The organism is Ligilactobacillus sp. JN-6 (Y).1 (genome assembly GCF_058111525.1).
Genome location: NZ_CM176599.1, coordinates 2,288,822 through 2,304,381, shown reverse-complemented (window position 1 = coordinate 2,304,381; position 15,560 = coordinate 2,288,822). Strand labels below are relative to the sequence as shown.

At 39.6% G+C, this 15,560-nt stretch carries 14 protein-coding genes and 1 other annotated feature; of the genes, 13 read left to right on the top strand and 1 reads right to left on the bottom strand.

The features are described 5' to 3' along the window. Nucleotides 1–139: 139 nt before the first annotated feature. Nucleotides 140–604: a GAF domain-containing protein gene (locus tag AC3XNE_RS10780; protein ID WP_489832074.1), complete on the bottom strand. Its 465-nt coding sequence runs from the start codon at nt 602–604 to the stop codon at nt 140–142. Nucleotides 605–763: 159 nt separating this feature from the next. On the opposite strand from AC3XNE_RS10780, the gene AC3XNE_RS10775 reads away from it, so the two are divergent. The 13 genes from AC3XNE_RS10775 (at nt 764) to minD (ending at nt 15,480) form a co-directional block, all read left to right on the top strand. Then, nucleotides 764–2,479: a septation ring formation regulator EzrA gene (locus AC3XNE_RS10775; protein ID WP_489832073.1), complete on the top strand. Its 1,716-nt coding sequence runs from the start codon at nt 764–766 to the stop codon at nt 2,477–2,479. Nucleotides 2,480–2,611: 132 nt separating this feature from the next. Further along, nucleotides 2,612–3,763, top strand: coding sequence for a cysteine desulfurase family protein (locus AC3XNE_RS10770; protein ID WP_489832072.1), 1,152 nt, complete (start codon nt 2,612–2,614; stop codon nt 3,761–3,763). Nucleotides 3,764–3,774: 11 nt separating this feature from the next. Continuing rightward, nucleotides 3,775–4,992, top strand: a complete 1,218-nt coding sequence (gene thiI / locus AC3XNE_RS10765) for a tRNA uracil 4-sulfurtransferase ThiI (RefSeq protein ID WP_489832071.1) — start codon at nt 3,775–3,777, stop codon at nt 4,990–4,992. 54 nt (nt 4,993–5,046) lie between these two features. Next, nucleotides 5,047–5,254, top strand: a binding site (T-box leader). A gap of 145 nt (nt 5,255–5,399) precedes the next feature. Beyond that, nucleotides 5,400–8,060 (top strand): valine--tRNA ligase, encoded by a 2,661-nt coding sequence (locus tag AC3XNE_RS10760; RefSeq protein WP_489832070.1) that lies wholly within the window; start codon nt 5,400–5,402, stop codon nt 8,058–8,060. A gap of 167 nt (nt 8,061–8,227) precedes the next feature. Continuing rightward, nucleotides 8,228–9,535, top strand: a complete 1,308-nt coding sequence (locus AC3XNE_RS10755; protein ID WP_489832069.1) for a bifunctional folylpolyglutamate synthase/dihydrofolate synthase — start codon at nt 8,228–8,230, stop codon at nt 9,533–9,535. 17 nt (nt 9,536–9,552) lie between these two features. Next, nucleotides 9,553–10,203, top strand: a complete 651-nt coding sequence (locus AC3XNE_RS10750; RefSeq protein ID WP_489832068.1) for an HAD family hydrolase — start codon at nt 9,553–9,555, stop codon at nt 10,201–10,203. A gap of 48 nt (nt 10,204–10,251) precedes the next feature. Beyond that, nucleotides 10,252–10,926, top strand: a complete 675-nt coding sequence (radC, locus tag AC3XNE_RS10745; protein WP_489832067.1) for a RadC family protein — start codon at nt 10,252–10,254, stop codon at nt 10,924–10,926. Between the two features lie 171 nt (nt 10,927–11,097). Beyond that, a complete protein-coding gene (locus AC3XNE_RS10740; RefSeq protein ID WP_489832066.1) occupies nt 11,098–11,307 on the top strand; it encodes a cold-shock protein in 210 nt (69 codons plus the stop codon). Between the two features lie 125 nt (nt 11,308–11,432). Then, entirely contained in the window at nt 11,433–12,428 is a 996-nt protein-coding gene (locus tag AC3XNE_RS10735) for a rod shape-determining protein (protein ID WP_489832065.1), read from the top strand. Nucleotides 12,429–12,600: 172 nt separating this feature from the next. Continuing rightward, the gene (mreC, locus tag AC3XNE_RS10730; RefSeq protein WP_489832064.1) at nt 12,601–13,452 is read left to right on the top strand and encodes a rod shape-determining protein MreC; all 852 of its coding nucleotides are present in this window, start codon (nt 12,601–12,603) and stop codon (nt 13,450–13,452) included. Nucleotides 13,453–13,464: 12 nt separating this feature from the next. Further along, entirely contained in the window at nt 13,465–13,977 is a 513-nt protein-coding gene (gene mreD / locus AC3XNE_RS10725; protein ID WP_489832063.1) for a rod shape-determining protein MreD, read from the top strand. A gap of 14 nt (nt 13,978–13,991) precedes the next feature. Beyond that, complete coding sequence (locus AC3XNE_RS10720) at nt 13,992–14,669, top strand: septum site-determining protein MinC (protein ID WP_489832062.1); 678 nt, start codon at nt 13,992–13,994, stop codon at nt 14,667–14,669. Between the two features lies 1 nt (nt 14,670). After that, entirely contained in the window at nt 14,671–15,480 is an 810-nt protein-coding gene (gene minD / locus AC3XNE_RS10715) for a septum site-determining protein MinD (protein ID WP_489832061.1), read from the top strand. Nucleotides 15,481–15,560: the final 80 nt, after the last annotated feature.

Here is a 15,560-nt window from a genome sequence, read left to right as displayed (position 1 = left end):
ACGTTCTTACCGCCCACTGCTGCATTATTTTACACGCAAGCTAGCTTACCAGCTTTTTTGGCAAAAGTCAATCTAAACTAGCCTGTTGAAGAAAAATCTTGCTCCTATTTATTTTGGATAGGGTGTCGCATATATAAAGTTATAGATGTGTTACTAAAATAGCGGCAAAATCAGCTAATTGTTTTTGATCTTCCTCACTAAAACGAGCGACTGAAGGTGAATCAATGTCTAAAACTCCGATTTTTTTATTTTCTTTCGTTAATGGCAGAACGATCTCTGAGTTACTGGCAGAATCACATGCGATATGACCCGGAAATTCGTGGACATTAGAAACACGTTGGATCTTTTGCTCTTGAAAAGAAGTGCCACAAACACCCTTACCAGGTTCAATGTGCATACAAGCTACTTTTCCTTGAAAAGGACCTAGATCCAAGGTGCTATCTTTCTCATCGAACAGATATGTCCCGACCCAGTTTAAATCAGGCATTTCTTGGTAAAGCAGGGCGGACGCGTTCGCTAAATTTGCAATAAAGTTATGTTCATCTGTTAACAATGCATCTAATTGTTGTACTAACAAGGATCTTTCCAAATCAATTTCCTCCATTAAAAGCGTATATTAACTACAATTCTTATGGTATAATCGAAACAGATTTTAAACTAAATTTTTTCGTTTAGCAACTATTTGTTTGCCGGGTAAAATTTAGTTTTGTTATATTAAGATCACGACTAGAAAATATAGAAGTGTTATAAAGGGTGGGGTTTCATGGTAATCTTTTTAATTGCGGTCGTTGTGGTCGCGGTAATTGTTTATCTTGCTGTGCTGTATTTCCAGCGCAGTTATAGTGAAGCGATCGGCGATGAACAAAGTAAAATTCAAAAAATTGCAAATGATTCACTGGAGGAAAAATTGGCTGAGATCAGTAAGCTGAATCTTTCTGGTGAAAGTTTGACAGAATTTGAAACTTTAGATAAGGGATATCATTATCTAAAAAATAGAGAACTGCCTGAGATCTCAGAAGTACTTAATGATTTGGATGACTCTTTACATCATTATCAATTTTTCAGGGTCTCGCGTGAATTAAAGGGGGCTCAAAAGAAAGCAGCGGGTGCAAAGCAACATTTTAGTGAGCTTAAAGAAAACTTGGAGACGATCCAAAAGAGCACTAAAGAACATGAAGATACATTGAGGAAGTTACAGCAAAAATATCAGAGTTTACGGACGACTTTGTTGAATAAAAATTTCTCTTTTGGCCCAAGTATCGATAAATTAGAAGAACAGTCGGCCGAAATTGAAGATGATTTTAGCAAATATACTCAATATTCTGAGAGTGGGGATTTTGTTAGTTCTGAAGAGCCCTTGAACAAATTGAAAAACGATATGTCCACTTTAGAAAATGCGGTGGCAGAGATCCCACCTCTGTTCAAAAACTTAAACAATATTTTTCCGGAGCAAGTGAATGAATTAAAAGATGGTTTGAAACAAATGAAAGATCACCATATATTGTTCACAGAGGACTTAGCAGCAAAATTGTCTAAAATATCTAAAGAATGTCAAGAAAATGAACGAAACTTAACCGAACTCGATTGGGCCGCTGGTAAAGAGTTAGATGAACAGATCGCCAGTGAGATCGATCATATATATGAACAAATCGAATTAGAATATACCGCCGCGACAAAATTGCCGCAAAAATTTGAAGAAACTGGTAAATTTCTTGAACATGCTCAAAAGCAGCAAAATGAACTTAATATTGAACTTGACCGTTTAGGACAAAACTATGCGTTCAATAACCGTGAAGAAGAGCGAGCTGCCGCTATCGATAAGACATTGGCAGAGATCAAACAGCATTATGACCAGCTAGGGCAAGCAAGACAAAAAGAAGCCGCTGTCCTTTGTTCCTCTGAAGTTGAGCAATTGGACGAAAATAGTCAAAAACTAACTGAAGTTGAAGAAGATCAAAAGCAGATCAATGAAAGTATTTCTGGTTTGTGGAAGGAAGAAAAAGATGCTTTTGATGCGATAGAAGAATTTGATACTGAAATTCATCGTATGAAACGTGAAGTAGAAAAATTAAACTTACCGGGCCTGCCAGATGACTACTTATCATACTTCTTTAAAGTCAGTGATGAAATTGAAGGCTTGGACACCGATATCAACAAGGTGAAGATCGACATGGCAGAGATCACAAAAAAATTGATCAATACACAGTCAGATATTGATGTTTTGAATAATAAAACAGAAGAGATCAAGGACAGTTCAATGTTGACTGAACAGCTTTTACAATATTCGAACCGCTATCGGAATCGGTATCCGGAAGTTGAACAGGCATACCAGCAGGCGCTTGTACAATTTGAAAAGGATTTTAATTTTGTTGGTGCTTTGGATACTATTTCTCAAGCGGTCGATACAGTTGAACCAGGCTCATTTAAACGGATCTCGGAACAATTTGAATCTGACAAGAAGATGGCACTAACGATGTAATATTCAGTTAGAGTTGTTAGCAAAGCGCACGTAGGTGAATACGGCGCTTTGTTTTATTTTGAAATTCAACTTGTAAACTAAATAAGTAGTGTTTACAATTAGTAAGAATAATTAATTAGAGAAGGATTTAAAATGATTTATTTTGATAACAGTGCGACGACTAAGGTTGCACCGCAAGTTCTAGAGACATATAAAACTGTGAGCGATAAGATTTGGGGCAACCCGTCATCTTTGCATGCTTTAGGAGAAACGGCAGACAACCTCTTAGAACAATCACGGCGACAAATTGCTGACCTGCTGGGATGTAAGCAACATGAGATCTTTTTTACGAGCGGTGGTACTGAAGGTGACAACTGGATAATAAAAGGCACCGCGTTTGCTAAACAAGAATTTGGCAAGCACATTATAACCTCACCGATCGAACATCCTGCTGTTCTTAATTCAATGCACCAACTTGAAAAGTTGGGCTTTGAGATTACTTATCTGCCAGTTGATCAACATGGCCGTGTGAATGCAGAAGATGTCAAACAAGCATTGCGACCCGATACGATTTTGGTTTCGGTAATGGCGATCAATAATGAGATCGGCTCGATCCAACCCTTAGATCAGATAGCTGATGTTTTACGGCCGTATCCTAGTGTTCATTTTCATGTGGATGCTGTTCAGGGTATCGGTAAAGGGATCAGTGATTTATTAAGTAATGATCGGATCGACTTTTTGACTTTTTCTGGTCACAAATTTCATGCTCCGCGAGGTATCGGTTTTATCTATAAAAAAGCAGGGCGCATGCTCGAACCACTAATGGCTGGTGGAGGACAAGAAAAGAACCAACGCAGTGGGACCGAAAATCTGCCGGCTATTGCCGGGATGGCAAAAGCTTTACGGTTATTGCTTAATAACGAAGAAACTAATGTAAAAAAGGAACGGCAGATCAAACAAAAAATCTATAAACATGTTGCAGCGCAAGAAAATGTGACAGTTTTCTCTGATACCGGTCAGGATTCATCTCCTCATATCCTCTGTTTTACCATCGATGGTGTTAGGGGTGAAACGATCGTCCATGCCTTTGAAGAGCAAGAGATCTATATTTCAACTACTAGTGCTTGTTCTTCTAAGAAGGGGACTGTCTCAGGGACTTTGAACGCTATGCATGTGCCAGAAAAAATTGCGACGTCTGCGGTAAGGGTAAGCTTGGATGAAAATAATACTTTGCAAGAAGCAGAGGTATTTGAAAGTGCTTTTGATAAAATATATGCTCGTTTTTCTAAGGTATTTTCTAAATAGAAAGGATCACAATGCAATATACAGAAATTATGGTTCGTTACGGCGAACTATCAACTAAAGGTAAAAATCGGCGTTCATTTATTGACCGTTTAGGGACTAATACTAGGAACGCTTTAGCTGGGTTTAAAAAGCTTGAGATCAAAGCACATCGTGATAGGATGCATATTCGCTTGAATGGCGAAGATTACCATCAAGTAGCACAGCGTGTGCAAAAAATCTTTGGTATCCAGAATTTTTCACCAGCGATCAAAGTTGCACGGGATGTTGAAACTGTTAAGCAAACAGCTATTTCTATTTTTAACGAGATCTTTCAAGATGGAATGACTTTTAAAATAAATACCCGTCGTTCTGATCACAACTTTGAATATGATACGAATCAACTTAATGATATTCTAGGGGGTACAGTCCTAGAAAACTTTCCTGGGATCAAAGTCCAAATGAAAAAGCCGGATGTTGTTTTAAGGGTGGAGGTTCGCCTTGATGGGATCTATCTTTCATATGAACAGATTCCTGGTGCCGGAGGCTTACCGGTAGGGACAGCTGGTAAGGGGCTTTTGATGCTTTCTGGTGGGATCGATTCTCCCGTGGCAGGTTATCTAGCGTTAAAACGTGGTGTTTCTTTGGAAATGGTTCATTTCTATAGTCCGCCGTATACAAGTGAACAAGCTTTGAATAAAGCTAAGGAATTAACGACTAAGTTAGCCCCTTATGCTGGCAAGATCAAATTTATTCAAGTCCCATTTACTGAGATTCAAGAAACAGTAAAAAGCGATGTTCCTGCAAGTTATTTGATGACTATCCAACGTCGTTTCATGTTACGACTTTGCGAAGAGGTCGCCAAAAAAAGAGATGCCTTAGCAATTTTTAATGGCGAATCTTTGGGACAAGTTGCTTCACAAACAATGGAAAGTATGGCTGCGATCAATGAGGTGACCTCAATGCCTGTGTTGCGTCCAGTAGTTTCTATGGATAAAAATGATATTATCAAAGTTGCAGAACAGATCGATACTTTTGAACTATCTATCATGCCTTACGAAGACTGCTGTACAGTTTTTGCTCCGAGTGCACCAAAAACTAAACCGCGTATCGAGCGAGCACGTGAATATGAAAGTAAGTTGGATGTAGATGGATTGATCGAACGTGCCTTGGCTGGTATAAAGGTGACAGAGATCGGCAGTGATGAGCATTATTTGAATGCACAAGAAGATTCGTTTGCTGAATTACTTTAGTAATGGCAAATTATTTGTCCTTGACGTATGTTAGAGGCAAGGTTAAAATTATTTCATAAAGCTTTGACCGAGAGGATCAGTGGGTGCTCACTTTTAGAGAGAAATGGGTGCTGTAACATTTCAGTGAACCATTGATTGTAGCTTGCTAGCTGTCGTTTTGAACTCATAGTAGAAATGACCGGATCTTCTATCCGTTAACACAGTATTTAAGTGGGGTTTAATGGCCCAATTTAGGTGGTACCACGGCACTGTCGTCCTAATTTGATGGATGACAGTGCTTTTTTTGGCTATTGAGTCAAAAAATCAAGTCAAGATCTACTTAGAAATAGCGCAGATAACAGAAGTTGGTTTGAAAAGAAGTTTAAGGCTTTTTAAAAATAAATGGAATAGTAGAAAGGATCGATCAGATGGCTAAAGATATTAATATGTCAACGAAATACGACCCAACGGCTGTTGAAAGTGGTCGTTACAAAAAATGGATAGCTGAAGATCTATTCAAACCCAGTGGAGATACTAAAGCGCAACCTTATTCGGTCGTTATCCCTCCGCCAAACGTTACTGGTAAACTGCATTTGGGTCATGCTTGGGACACAACTTTACAGGACATGATAGTTCGCCAAAAGCGGATGCAAGGCTTTGATACGTTGTGGCTTCCTGGAATGGATCATGCTGGTATCGCAACACAGGCAAAAGTTGAAGCTCGTTTGGCTAAAAGTGGTGTGTCGCGTTATGACCTTGGTCGTGAGAAGTTTGTTGATAAAGTTTGGGAATGGAAAGACGAGTACGCAGATATTATCAAACAACAATGGGCTAAGCTTGGTTTATCCTTGGACTATAGTCGAGAACGTTTTACCTTTGATGAAGGACTTTCAAAAGCTGTCCGTAAGGTCTTTGTGGTATTATACGAAAAGGGCCTGATCTACCGGGGCGAATATATTATCAACTGGGATCCGAAAGCACGGACTGCACTTTCTGATATTGAAGTTATCCATCAAGATGACAAAGGTGCTTTTTACCATGTTAAATATCCGTTTATTGACGGAACTACTTTTAATGGAAAAGATTATATCGAGATAGCTACGACACGGCCGGAAACGATGCTGGGTGATGTTGCGATCGCCGTTAATCCTAAAGATGAACGTTATAAGGAATTAGTCGGCAAAGAAGTTGTTCTCCCATTAAATGGGCGCCACTTGGAGATCATTGCTGATCAGTATGTTGATCCAGAGTTTGGGACCGGAATGGTCAAGATCACGCCTGCTCACGACCCTAATGACTTTGAGGTCGGTAATCGTCACAATCTTGAACGTATCAATACTATGAACGAAGATGCTACACTCAACGAAAAAGCAGGTAAATATGCGGGTATGGATCGTTTTTCAGCTCGAGAAGCGATCGTCAAAGATTTGAAAGAGCAAAATTATCTTTTGTCTGAAGAACCGATCGTTCATAGCGTTGGGCATTCAGAGCGGACTGGTGTACAAGTTGAAGCACGGTTATCGACTCAATGGTTTGTCAAAATGAAGCCTTTAGCTGAAGCAGCCTTAAAAAATCAGCAAACTGATGATAGAGTCAATTTTGTTCCTGGCCGTTTTGAGCATACATTTACTCAATGGATGGAAAATGTTCACGATTGGGTCATTTCAAGACAGCTTTGGTGGGGACATCAGATCCCAGCATGGTACCATAAGCAAACGGGTGAGATGTATGTCGGTGAAGAAGCTCCAAGTGATCTTGAAAATTGGGAGCAAGATCCAGATGTTTTAGATACATGGTTCTCGAGCGCTTTGTGGCCATTTTCAACTATGGGTTGGCCTAATGAAGAAGCGCCCGATTTTAAGCGTTACTTCCCGACAGATACCTTGGTCACTGGTTATGATATTATTTTCTTTTGGGTCTCTCGGATGATCTTCCAAAGTAAGGAATTCACTGGTCGTCGACCATTTAAGAATGTTTTGATCCATGGCTTGATCCGGGATGAAGAAGGCCGTAAGATGAGTAAATCTTTAGGCAATGGTATCGATCCAATGGATGTTATTCAAAAGTATGGGGCAGATGCCTTACGCTGGTTTTTAGCTACTGGTTCGACGCCAGGACAAGATATTCGTTTCTCATACAAGAAGATGGATTCAGCTTGGAACTTTATCAATAAGATCTGGAATGCTAGTCGGTTCGCTATTATGAACTTTGATGAAGACACTTCCGCCCAGTTACCTGCTAAAAATGAGTGGCAATTAGCTGATAAGTGGATCTTAAGTAGATTGAATACGACTATCCATGAAGTTACACGTTTATTTGATCAGTTTGAGTTTGGCGAAGCTGGTCGTGCCTTATATAACTTTATCTGGAATGATCTTTGTGACTGGTATATTGAAATGGCTAAGGAAGATTTCTATGGTAAGGACAAATCGCTTAAACACAATACACAAAATATTTTATGTTATGTTTTGGATCAAACGTTGCGGCTATTACATCCAATTATGCCTTTTGTGACCGAAGAGATCTGGCTGGCTATGCCGCATGAAGGAGAATCAATAGTGACAGCTGCTTATCCTAGAGAAAACGAAGACTATCGTGATGAAGCGGCTGAAAAAGGCATGGAAAACTTGATCGAACTGATCAAAGCTGTTCGCAATATTCGTGCGGATGCTAATGCTCCACTATCATCATCAGTTGATATTTTGATCAAGACTACATCTTCGGAAACGGCAAAGATCTTTGAAGATAATCAAGATTATATCGAACGTTTTTGTCATTCTAAAGCCTTGCAGATCGGAGCCGATGTTAACGCTCCTACTTTGGCAATGACAGCAGTGATCGGTGGAGCGGAGATCTACATCCCACTTGCTGGTTTGGTGGACTTGACCCAGGAGGTACAAAGATTACAAAAAGAGATCGATAAATTAGAAAACGAAGTTAAACGTGGCGAAAAGAAATTGAGTAATCAGGGATTTGTTAGCAACGCGCCTGAACAAGTAGTTGCCGAAGAAAAAGAGAAATTAAGCGGCTATCAAGAAAAGCTGGCCACAACTAGATCCCGACTCAGTGAAGTAAAAAAAGAGTTGTAAATAAGCGGTAAAACAAGGAAAACCGGGGAAGTTTTCCTTGTTTTTTTGAGAACAGTACAATGCCTATGATAGAATTGTTCTCCAATGTTTGAGTAGATAATTTATATCTAATATTTTAGACGGGACCTGGAAAGTATGAGTTCTTAAGGAGACAAAGGGATAATATTATGGATAAAATAAATGATTATCAAGCAGCGCTGGATTTTATACATGGCAGACACAAGTTTGTTAAATATCCGACTTTAAAACGGATGCGTCGTTTTGCGAAGCTACTGGGTGACCCGCAAGAAAAATTACAAATGATCCATATTACAGGAACTAATGGCAAAGGGTCTGTGACTGCTTATTTGCGTGATTTGTTGATGGGTCAAGGATATGATGTAGGAACTTTCACTTCACCTTTTATTGAAAAGTTTAACGAGCGAATTTCAATGAACAAAGAGATGGTCAGTGATGAAACGATAGTAGCATTGGTACAAGAGATCCTTCCCGTGGTGGACAAGTTGGACCAGGAGTATGCCGATGACGGTGGAGGACCAACTGAATTTGAAGTCCTAACAGCTATGATGTTCTTATATTTTAGTAAGCATCGGCCGGATCTTTTGATAGTCGAGGTCGGCATCGGAGGTACCTATGACTCAACTAACATTATTACTCCTTTAGTCTCAGTAATAACTTCAGTTGGGATGGACCATATGCAGCTCCTGGGTAATACACTAACTGAGATCGCAGAAAATAAAGCGGGGATCATAAAGTCAGGTATACCGGTCGTCTGTGGAAATTTGCCACAAGACGCCCAGTCAGTGATCAAAGATAAGAGCCAGGCCATGGGCTCGGAGTCGTACTTACTAGATCGCGATTTTTTGGTAAGGATAAAACGGCCACATAATTTTTGGGGAGAAACTTTTGACTATCAATTTCAAGAACACGTTTTGAAAAATGTTCAGATACAGATGATCGGTGGTTACCAGGTCGAAAATGCAGCAGTGTCATTGACTGCTTTTTTTGTATTGATGGCACGTTATTTTCATGGGTCTCGATCAGATCAGCTAAAAAAGTATTTGAAGAAAACACAGTGGCCAGGCAGGTTTGAAAAAGTTAACGAGGAACCGCTGATAGTCTTAGATGGTGCACATAACTTACCGGCGATCAAAGGGGTCTGTCAAACTATCAGCAGAAAGTTCTCACAGCAAAAGGTATATGTTTTGTTGGCGATATTGAAAGATAAACAGTTCAACGAAATGATCGCGCAACTGGAGCAGTTGCCCAATGTAACAGTTGTTTTGACTAGTTTTAGTGCGCCGCGAGCGACTTTTGCACAAGATGAATTAAACAGTGAATGGTCTGAGGTCCCAATGCTTGAAGAATGGGATGAGGCGTTAGTGACCCTGGTAAACAAAATGGACGCAGATGATATGTTATTGATCACGGGATCTTTATATTTTGTCAGTGAAGTTCGTAGATATTTTAAGTAAAGGTTAGGAGTATGAATTTGAAAGCAGAACTAGTTATTTTTGATATGGATGGTGTGGTCTTCGATTCGGAGAAGGTTTATTATATGGCCAATAAAATGGCGGCCGATGAATTGGGAATGGAATATTCGATGGAATATTACCGGAGATTTATTGGTGCTGGCAATGCACAGATGATAGAAGCAATGACAGCCGATTTTGGAGATGCAAATTTAATTGATCAATTTATTAAACGGAGCTTTGATTTGATCGACCCACTTGTTTCTGCCGGCAAGATGGAATTAAAAAAAGGCTTTCTTGATTTATCCAGTCATCTGCAGAAGACAGAAACACCATATGTGTTGGCATCAAGCAATGATCGTCACCAAATTGATTTTTACTTACGAACATTGAAAATGGACCTCGGCTTTGAATCGATCGTTTCTGCGAATGATGTCAAACAAGCTAAGCCATCCCCGGAAATTTTCGATAAAGCATGGCAAAAAGCAGGCGGACCTGCTAAAAATAAAACGTTGGTGATCGAGGATTCACATAATGGGATAGTAGCCGCAAATCGGGCAGGGATCCCGGTGGCGATGGTACCTGACCTGATCCAGCCAACAAGTTATGATTCTCAAAATACTTGGGGTGTTTTTAGTGATTTGGCCGAATTAAAAAACAGCATAAATTAAAAATGAAAATTTATCTTTTCTGCGTATGTATTACATGGAGGGGTAAAAATGACACTTATAAATTCGTTAGACATAGAATATTTGACTGATCAAATCGCACATTTTGGGACGCAGGAGTTGACTGACCGTGAATTACTGTTTTGCGTATGTTGCAGCGCTTTTTCTAAGAGAGATGCAGCGGCTATTACAGGGAAATTTTTTTCTCAATGTGAAGATCTAGAACAGATGCAGTATTTAACTGATAATGAGATTCGTGCCCTTTTGCCTAAGGACAAAAAAACATGGTTTTTTGTAGTTTTGAGCGAATTTGCTCAAAGATTTGAAAAAAGACCTGCCTTGGCGTTGGGGACGGTTTACTCCAGTAAAAAAATCGGTGAATATATGTCCAAGATGTATGGTTGTGCTAAGCAAGAGCATTTGGTCGGCATCTATTTAGACACAAAAAACCAGGTCGTTTTGCAGAAAAATCTTTTTAAGGGTACGCTCAATTCCGCTACTGTTCATCCGCGAGAAATTTTTAAAGAAGCAGTCAAGTGCAGTGCAGCTCGTTTTATGGTCGTGCATAATCATCCCAGTGGAAATGTAACACCTTCTAAAAACGACCTGGCATTGACAAAAAGATTGCTTGGTTGTGGTGAAATGTTAGGCATAACTTTGCTTGACCATATTATTGTGGGGGATACGTCGTACTTGAGTATGCGTGAAGAGGAGATCATTGCTTAAAAATTAGACTTGTTCGGTGAAAGGCAACTATCACTGGAGAGGTCTTTTTTTGATAAGCATAAGGAGTCCAAAAAATATCTAGATAAAACTAAACTGAGACAGTTAGTGTATTGTGGAAGGCTTCAAAATGTGGTAAACTTGCACAAGTACAAGTGTTGAAAGGAATATAAAATGTTAACAGGAAAAGTACGTTCTTTTAATAAAGATAAGGGCTTTGGTTTTATTATTCCAGATGATGGTGGCGATGATTTTTTCGTGCACTTTTCTGCAATCTTGACTCCAGGTTATAAAGTTCTTGAAGCTGGGCAAAAGGTCAGTTTTGTTTCTGTTGAAGGGATCAGAGGCCCACAAGCTTGTGATGTAAGTATTTTAACTGAGTAGTTTTATTTTGTTCGGAGTAACTCTTAAAAAAACACTCTAGGTCAGTAAACTGCTTATGTTATAATTTATTAAATAAAAAAATAAAAGTATTAAGCATTGTGAAGGGATGAAAAAAAGTGTTCGGAATGGGAACTAAGAATATCGGGATCGATCTCGGTACAGCAAATACAATAGTTTATGCTGAGGGTAAGGGTATTGTTTTACGTGAACCTTCAGTAGTTGCTAAGAATACTAAGTCTGGTGAGATCGTGTCTGTTGGTTCAGAGGCTCGCGACATGATCGGTCGTACTCCAGCAAGCATTGTTGCGATCCGTCCAATGAAAGACGGCGTGATCGCTGATTATGATACAACTGCTGCTATGATGAAGTACTATATTGATAAGGGTCTTGGGAAGCATGGTGGCAAGCCGTACGTCATGGTTTGTGTGCCAAGTGGTGTCACAGAGGTTGAAAAACGTGCTGTGATCGACGCTACGAGAGTGGCTGGTGCGAAAGATGCATATGTTATCGAAGAACCTTTTGCTGCCGCAATTGGCGCAGGTTTACCAGTGATGGATCCAACGGGTAGCATGGTCGTTGACATTGGTGGTGGAACAACTGATGTTGCAACTATTTCATTAGGCGGGATCGTTTCAAGTCGTTCGATCCGGATGGCCGGCGATCGGTTAGATGAAGCGATCGTTTCTTTTGTACGTAAAAATTATAATTTATTGATCGGTGAGCGGACCGCTGAACAATTGAAGTTCGACATTGCCTCTGCTTCCGTTGAGGCTGCGAAGGATCTGGATGCACAATCGATCCGTGGCCGTGACCTAGTAACTGGTTTACCTAAGACGATCGAGATCGAGGCAGAATCAGTAGCTAATGCTATTCAAGAAGTTGTGCAAGAGATCATTACAGCTATTAAGGAAACACTGGAAGAAACTTCCCCTGAGATCGCTGCTGATGTTATCGACCATGGGATCGTACTTACCGGTGGTGGAGCTTTATTACGCCATTTGCCAGAAGTGATCTCAGATGCAACAAAGGTTCCCGTATTTGTAGCTTCTGAACCTTTAGATTGTGTTGCGATCGGAACAGGAGAGTCGCTTAAGAGCATCGATGTTATGAAAAAGAATTAGTGTGTCGAGAAAAGTTAGTTGGGGGTTGGAGTCGTTGTTCTCCAACCTCTTAATTTTTTATGTAGTTTATGCTGAATAATATAACTAATAGATATTACTGGTAGAATAATTAGGTGGCATTACTTCACACTATTATTTAGTAATTTAGTTGTAATACGAGGAGGTTTCAAGTTTGCAAAAATTTTCATTCAATAAAAAATTGGTAGTTACAATGATTGTTTTGATCATTGGATTTTTATTGATAGCTTTTTCAATTAGTGTACGAAATAATCGTAAAGCTCCCACTTTTATTCAGCAGATCGGTAATGAGGCTGGGGGAATAGTTGATCGAGTCGTTGGTGTGCCAATGAATGGGCTAGGGCACGCCACAGGCTCAGTCAAAGACCTATATAATACTTACACGGAAAATAAAAAATTAAAAAAAGAAGTAGATTCGATCGCTAGTCAAAAAGTAGAGAACCAAACTTTGAAAGATGAAAATAAGCATTTGAAGCAACAGTTAAAGCTTAATGGAAGTTTGAGTTCTTATAATAAGATCAGTGCGGTTGTTTTAACTAGGACCCCTTCTTCATGGCAAGATCAAGTTGTGATCAATAAGGGCCAAACTGCTGGTGTTAAGAAAAATGACCCAGTTGTTTCTAGAAATGGTTTGGTTGGTCGAGTGACTGAAGTCAATCAGACAAATAGTAAAGTTGAGTTACTTTCCACTAGCAATGATTCCGCAAATCGGTTTGCTGTCCGTTTAAAAAGTAAAAATGGAACTGTGATCAACGGTTTGATCACTGGCTATAGCAAGTCGCGCAACCAGTTGATCATGGGACAGATCACTTCTAAAGCAAAGATTTCAAAGGGGTCTAAGATCACGACTTCTGGTATGGGAGGTATCACTCCACAAGGATTATTAGTGGGGACAGTTGTACGCGCCGCTAATGATGACGATGGCCTTCCCGCCAAAGTTTATATTAAACCAGCTGCCGACTTCAATGATCTAGATGTTGTAACGGTTGCTAGGAGAGCTGATTAGGGGTTTTGCGACATGAGAATTTCGAAAATGAGATATTTTTTCCCGATAGGTACTTTTTTATTCCTTTTTTTAGATGGTTCGTTTACCCATCTCTTTTCACCAACTTTTTTCACCACCAGTGTATCAGTTGAGAGCAGATTGATATTGCTATGGTTGGTTATGGGTATTTGCTATGGTCAAGTCGATCATTTGTTTATGTGGTCGGCGATAGCTGGACTTTTTTTCGATCTTTTCTATACAGGTGTTTTAGGAATATTTACTTTATTATTACCTTTTATGGTTTATTTAACTAGAAATGTTTTGATGTTTTTTAATCGTTCATTTATTGTGGTACTATTAATATATTTAATAGATATTACTGTTCTAACGACCCTGTTTTACTGGGGCAATGCATTGATCGGCTTTACGTCTGCGTCTGGGGTTACATTTATTGCTCGTACTCTAGGTCCGACCTTAGCATATAACCTTGCGACTTTTGTGGTTTTGTATTGGCCGTTGAAAATGTTTTTCGAAAAATTTAGTTAAGGATGTGTGGGAGAATGCAAGCTGTCGTTTTGAAAGGGTACAACAACGGCTATGAACTAATTTTAGAGCCGACTGCCGGTTTTGATGAAATAAAAACAGAGTTGTGCGAGCTAATGTTAAAATTACACAATGATGAAACCACAGACCGAACTAAAAAGTATTCTTTCAACATCAATACGGGAACGGTACTTTATAATGTGGAACAAAAACAAGCATTGGAAAATATTTTTGCTGATTATCCGCGTTTTTCGATCCATAAGATTCAAAGTTCTGTGATCGAAAAACAAGAAGCGCAGGAGATAGTTGATAGTACAACGGTTCATGTGAACGGAGATATTATTCGTAATGGTCAGGATAAACTTATTCATGGAGATCTCTTGTTTTTAGGAACCTTGCATGAAGGTGGTATTCTACGGGCAACTGGTAGTATTTTTGTTTTGGGAACTGTGAATGGTATTTTATGTGCGGGGCATGAAAACAATACTAATGCTGTGCTCGCTGGAAATTTACAGAATGCCCAGCAGTTAAGGATCGCTGATCTGGTGGATATTGTTAACGAAGATAAGAAAATTTCAGCAACGGATCACATGAATGCACTTTTTGTGAATGATCTGCATGCTTTGGCTTTGACCAATATTGAACAGTTAAAAACGATCAGACCAAAGCTATTCATAAAGGCAGGAGGATTTTAGAATGGGAAAAGCAGTTGTTATTACGTCTGGTAAAGGCGGTGTTGGTAAAACAACGACGTCGGCGAATCTAGGAACTGCACTAGCCTTGATGGACAAAAAGGTGTGTTTGGTCGACTTAGATATCGGCTTACGTAATTTAGATGTTGTACTCGGTTTAGATAATAGAATAATTTATGATATTGTGGATGTCACTGAGGGACGGGCTAAGCTCCCGCAAGCTTTGATCAAAGATAAAAGGTTCAATGATAAGTTATTTTTGCTACCTGCTGCTCAAAATGCTGATAAAACGTCTCTAACACCTGAACAGACTATCGAGATCGTTGATGAGTTAAAGAGTGAATTTGATTATGTTTTTTTGGATTGCCCAGCCGGGATCGAGCAAGGGTTTATGAATGCTGTTGCAGGAGCAGACGAAGCAATAGTTGTTTCGACACCAGAGATCTCTGCAGTCCGGGATGCTGATCGGGTAGTTGGCTTATTGGAACAACAGGACTTGGATAAGCCGCCAATGCTTGTCATTAATAGGATCCGTAAGAATATGGTGAACGAGGGGAATATGATGGATGTCGATGAGATCACAAGGCATCTTTCGATCGAACTTTTAGGGATCGTCTTTGATGAAGACGAAGTTATTGCAACATCAAATAAGGGTGAACCGATCGTTTTATATGAAAAAAATCCGGCTGCCCAAGGTTATCGAGACATCGCGCGGCGCATGGAAGGTGAGACTGTTCCTCTAATGTCGTTGAAAGAGCCTGCAAAGGGTGGATTTTTCAGTAGGATCGGTGCTTGGTTTAAAAGGGATAAATAAAAATCTTAACAATTGGGGCCAGTAATGGCCTTTTTGATTGCGTAAATAGTGTTTACTTACAAAGGGTTTGAAGCTTTTTA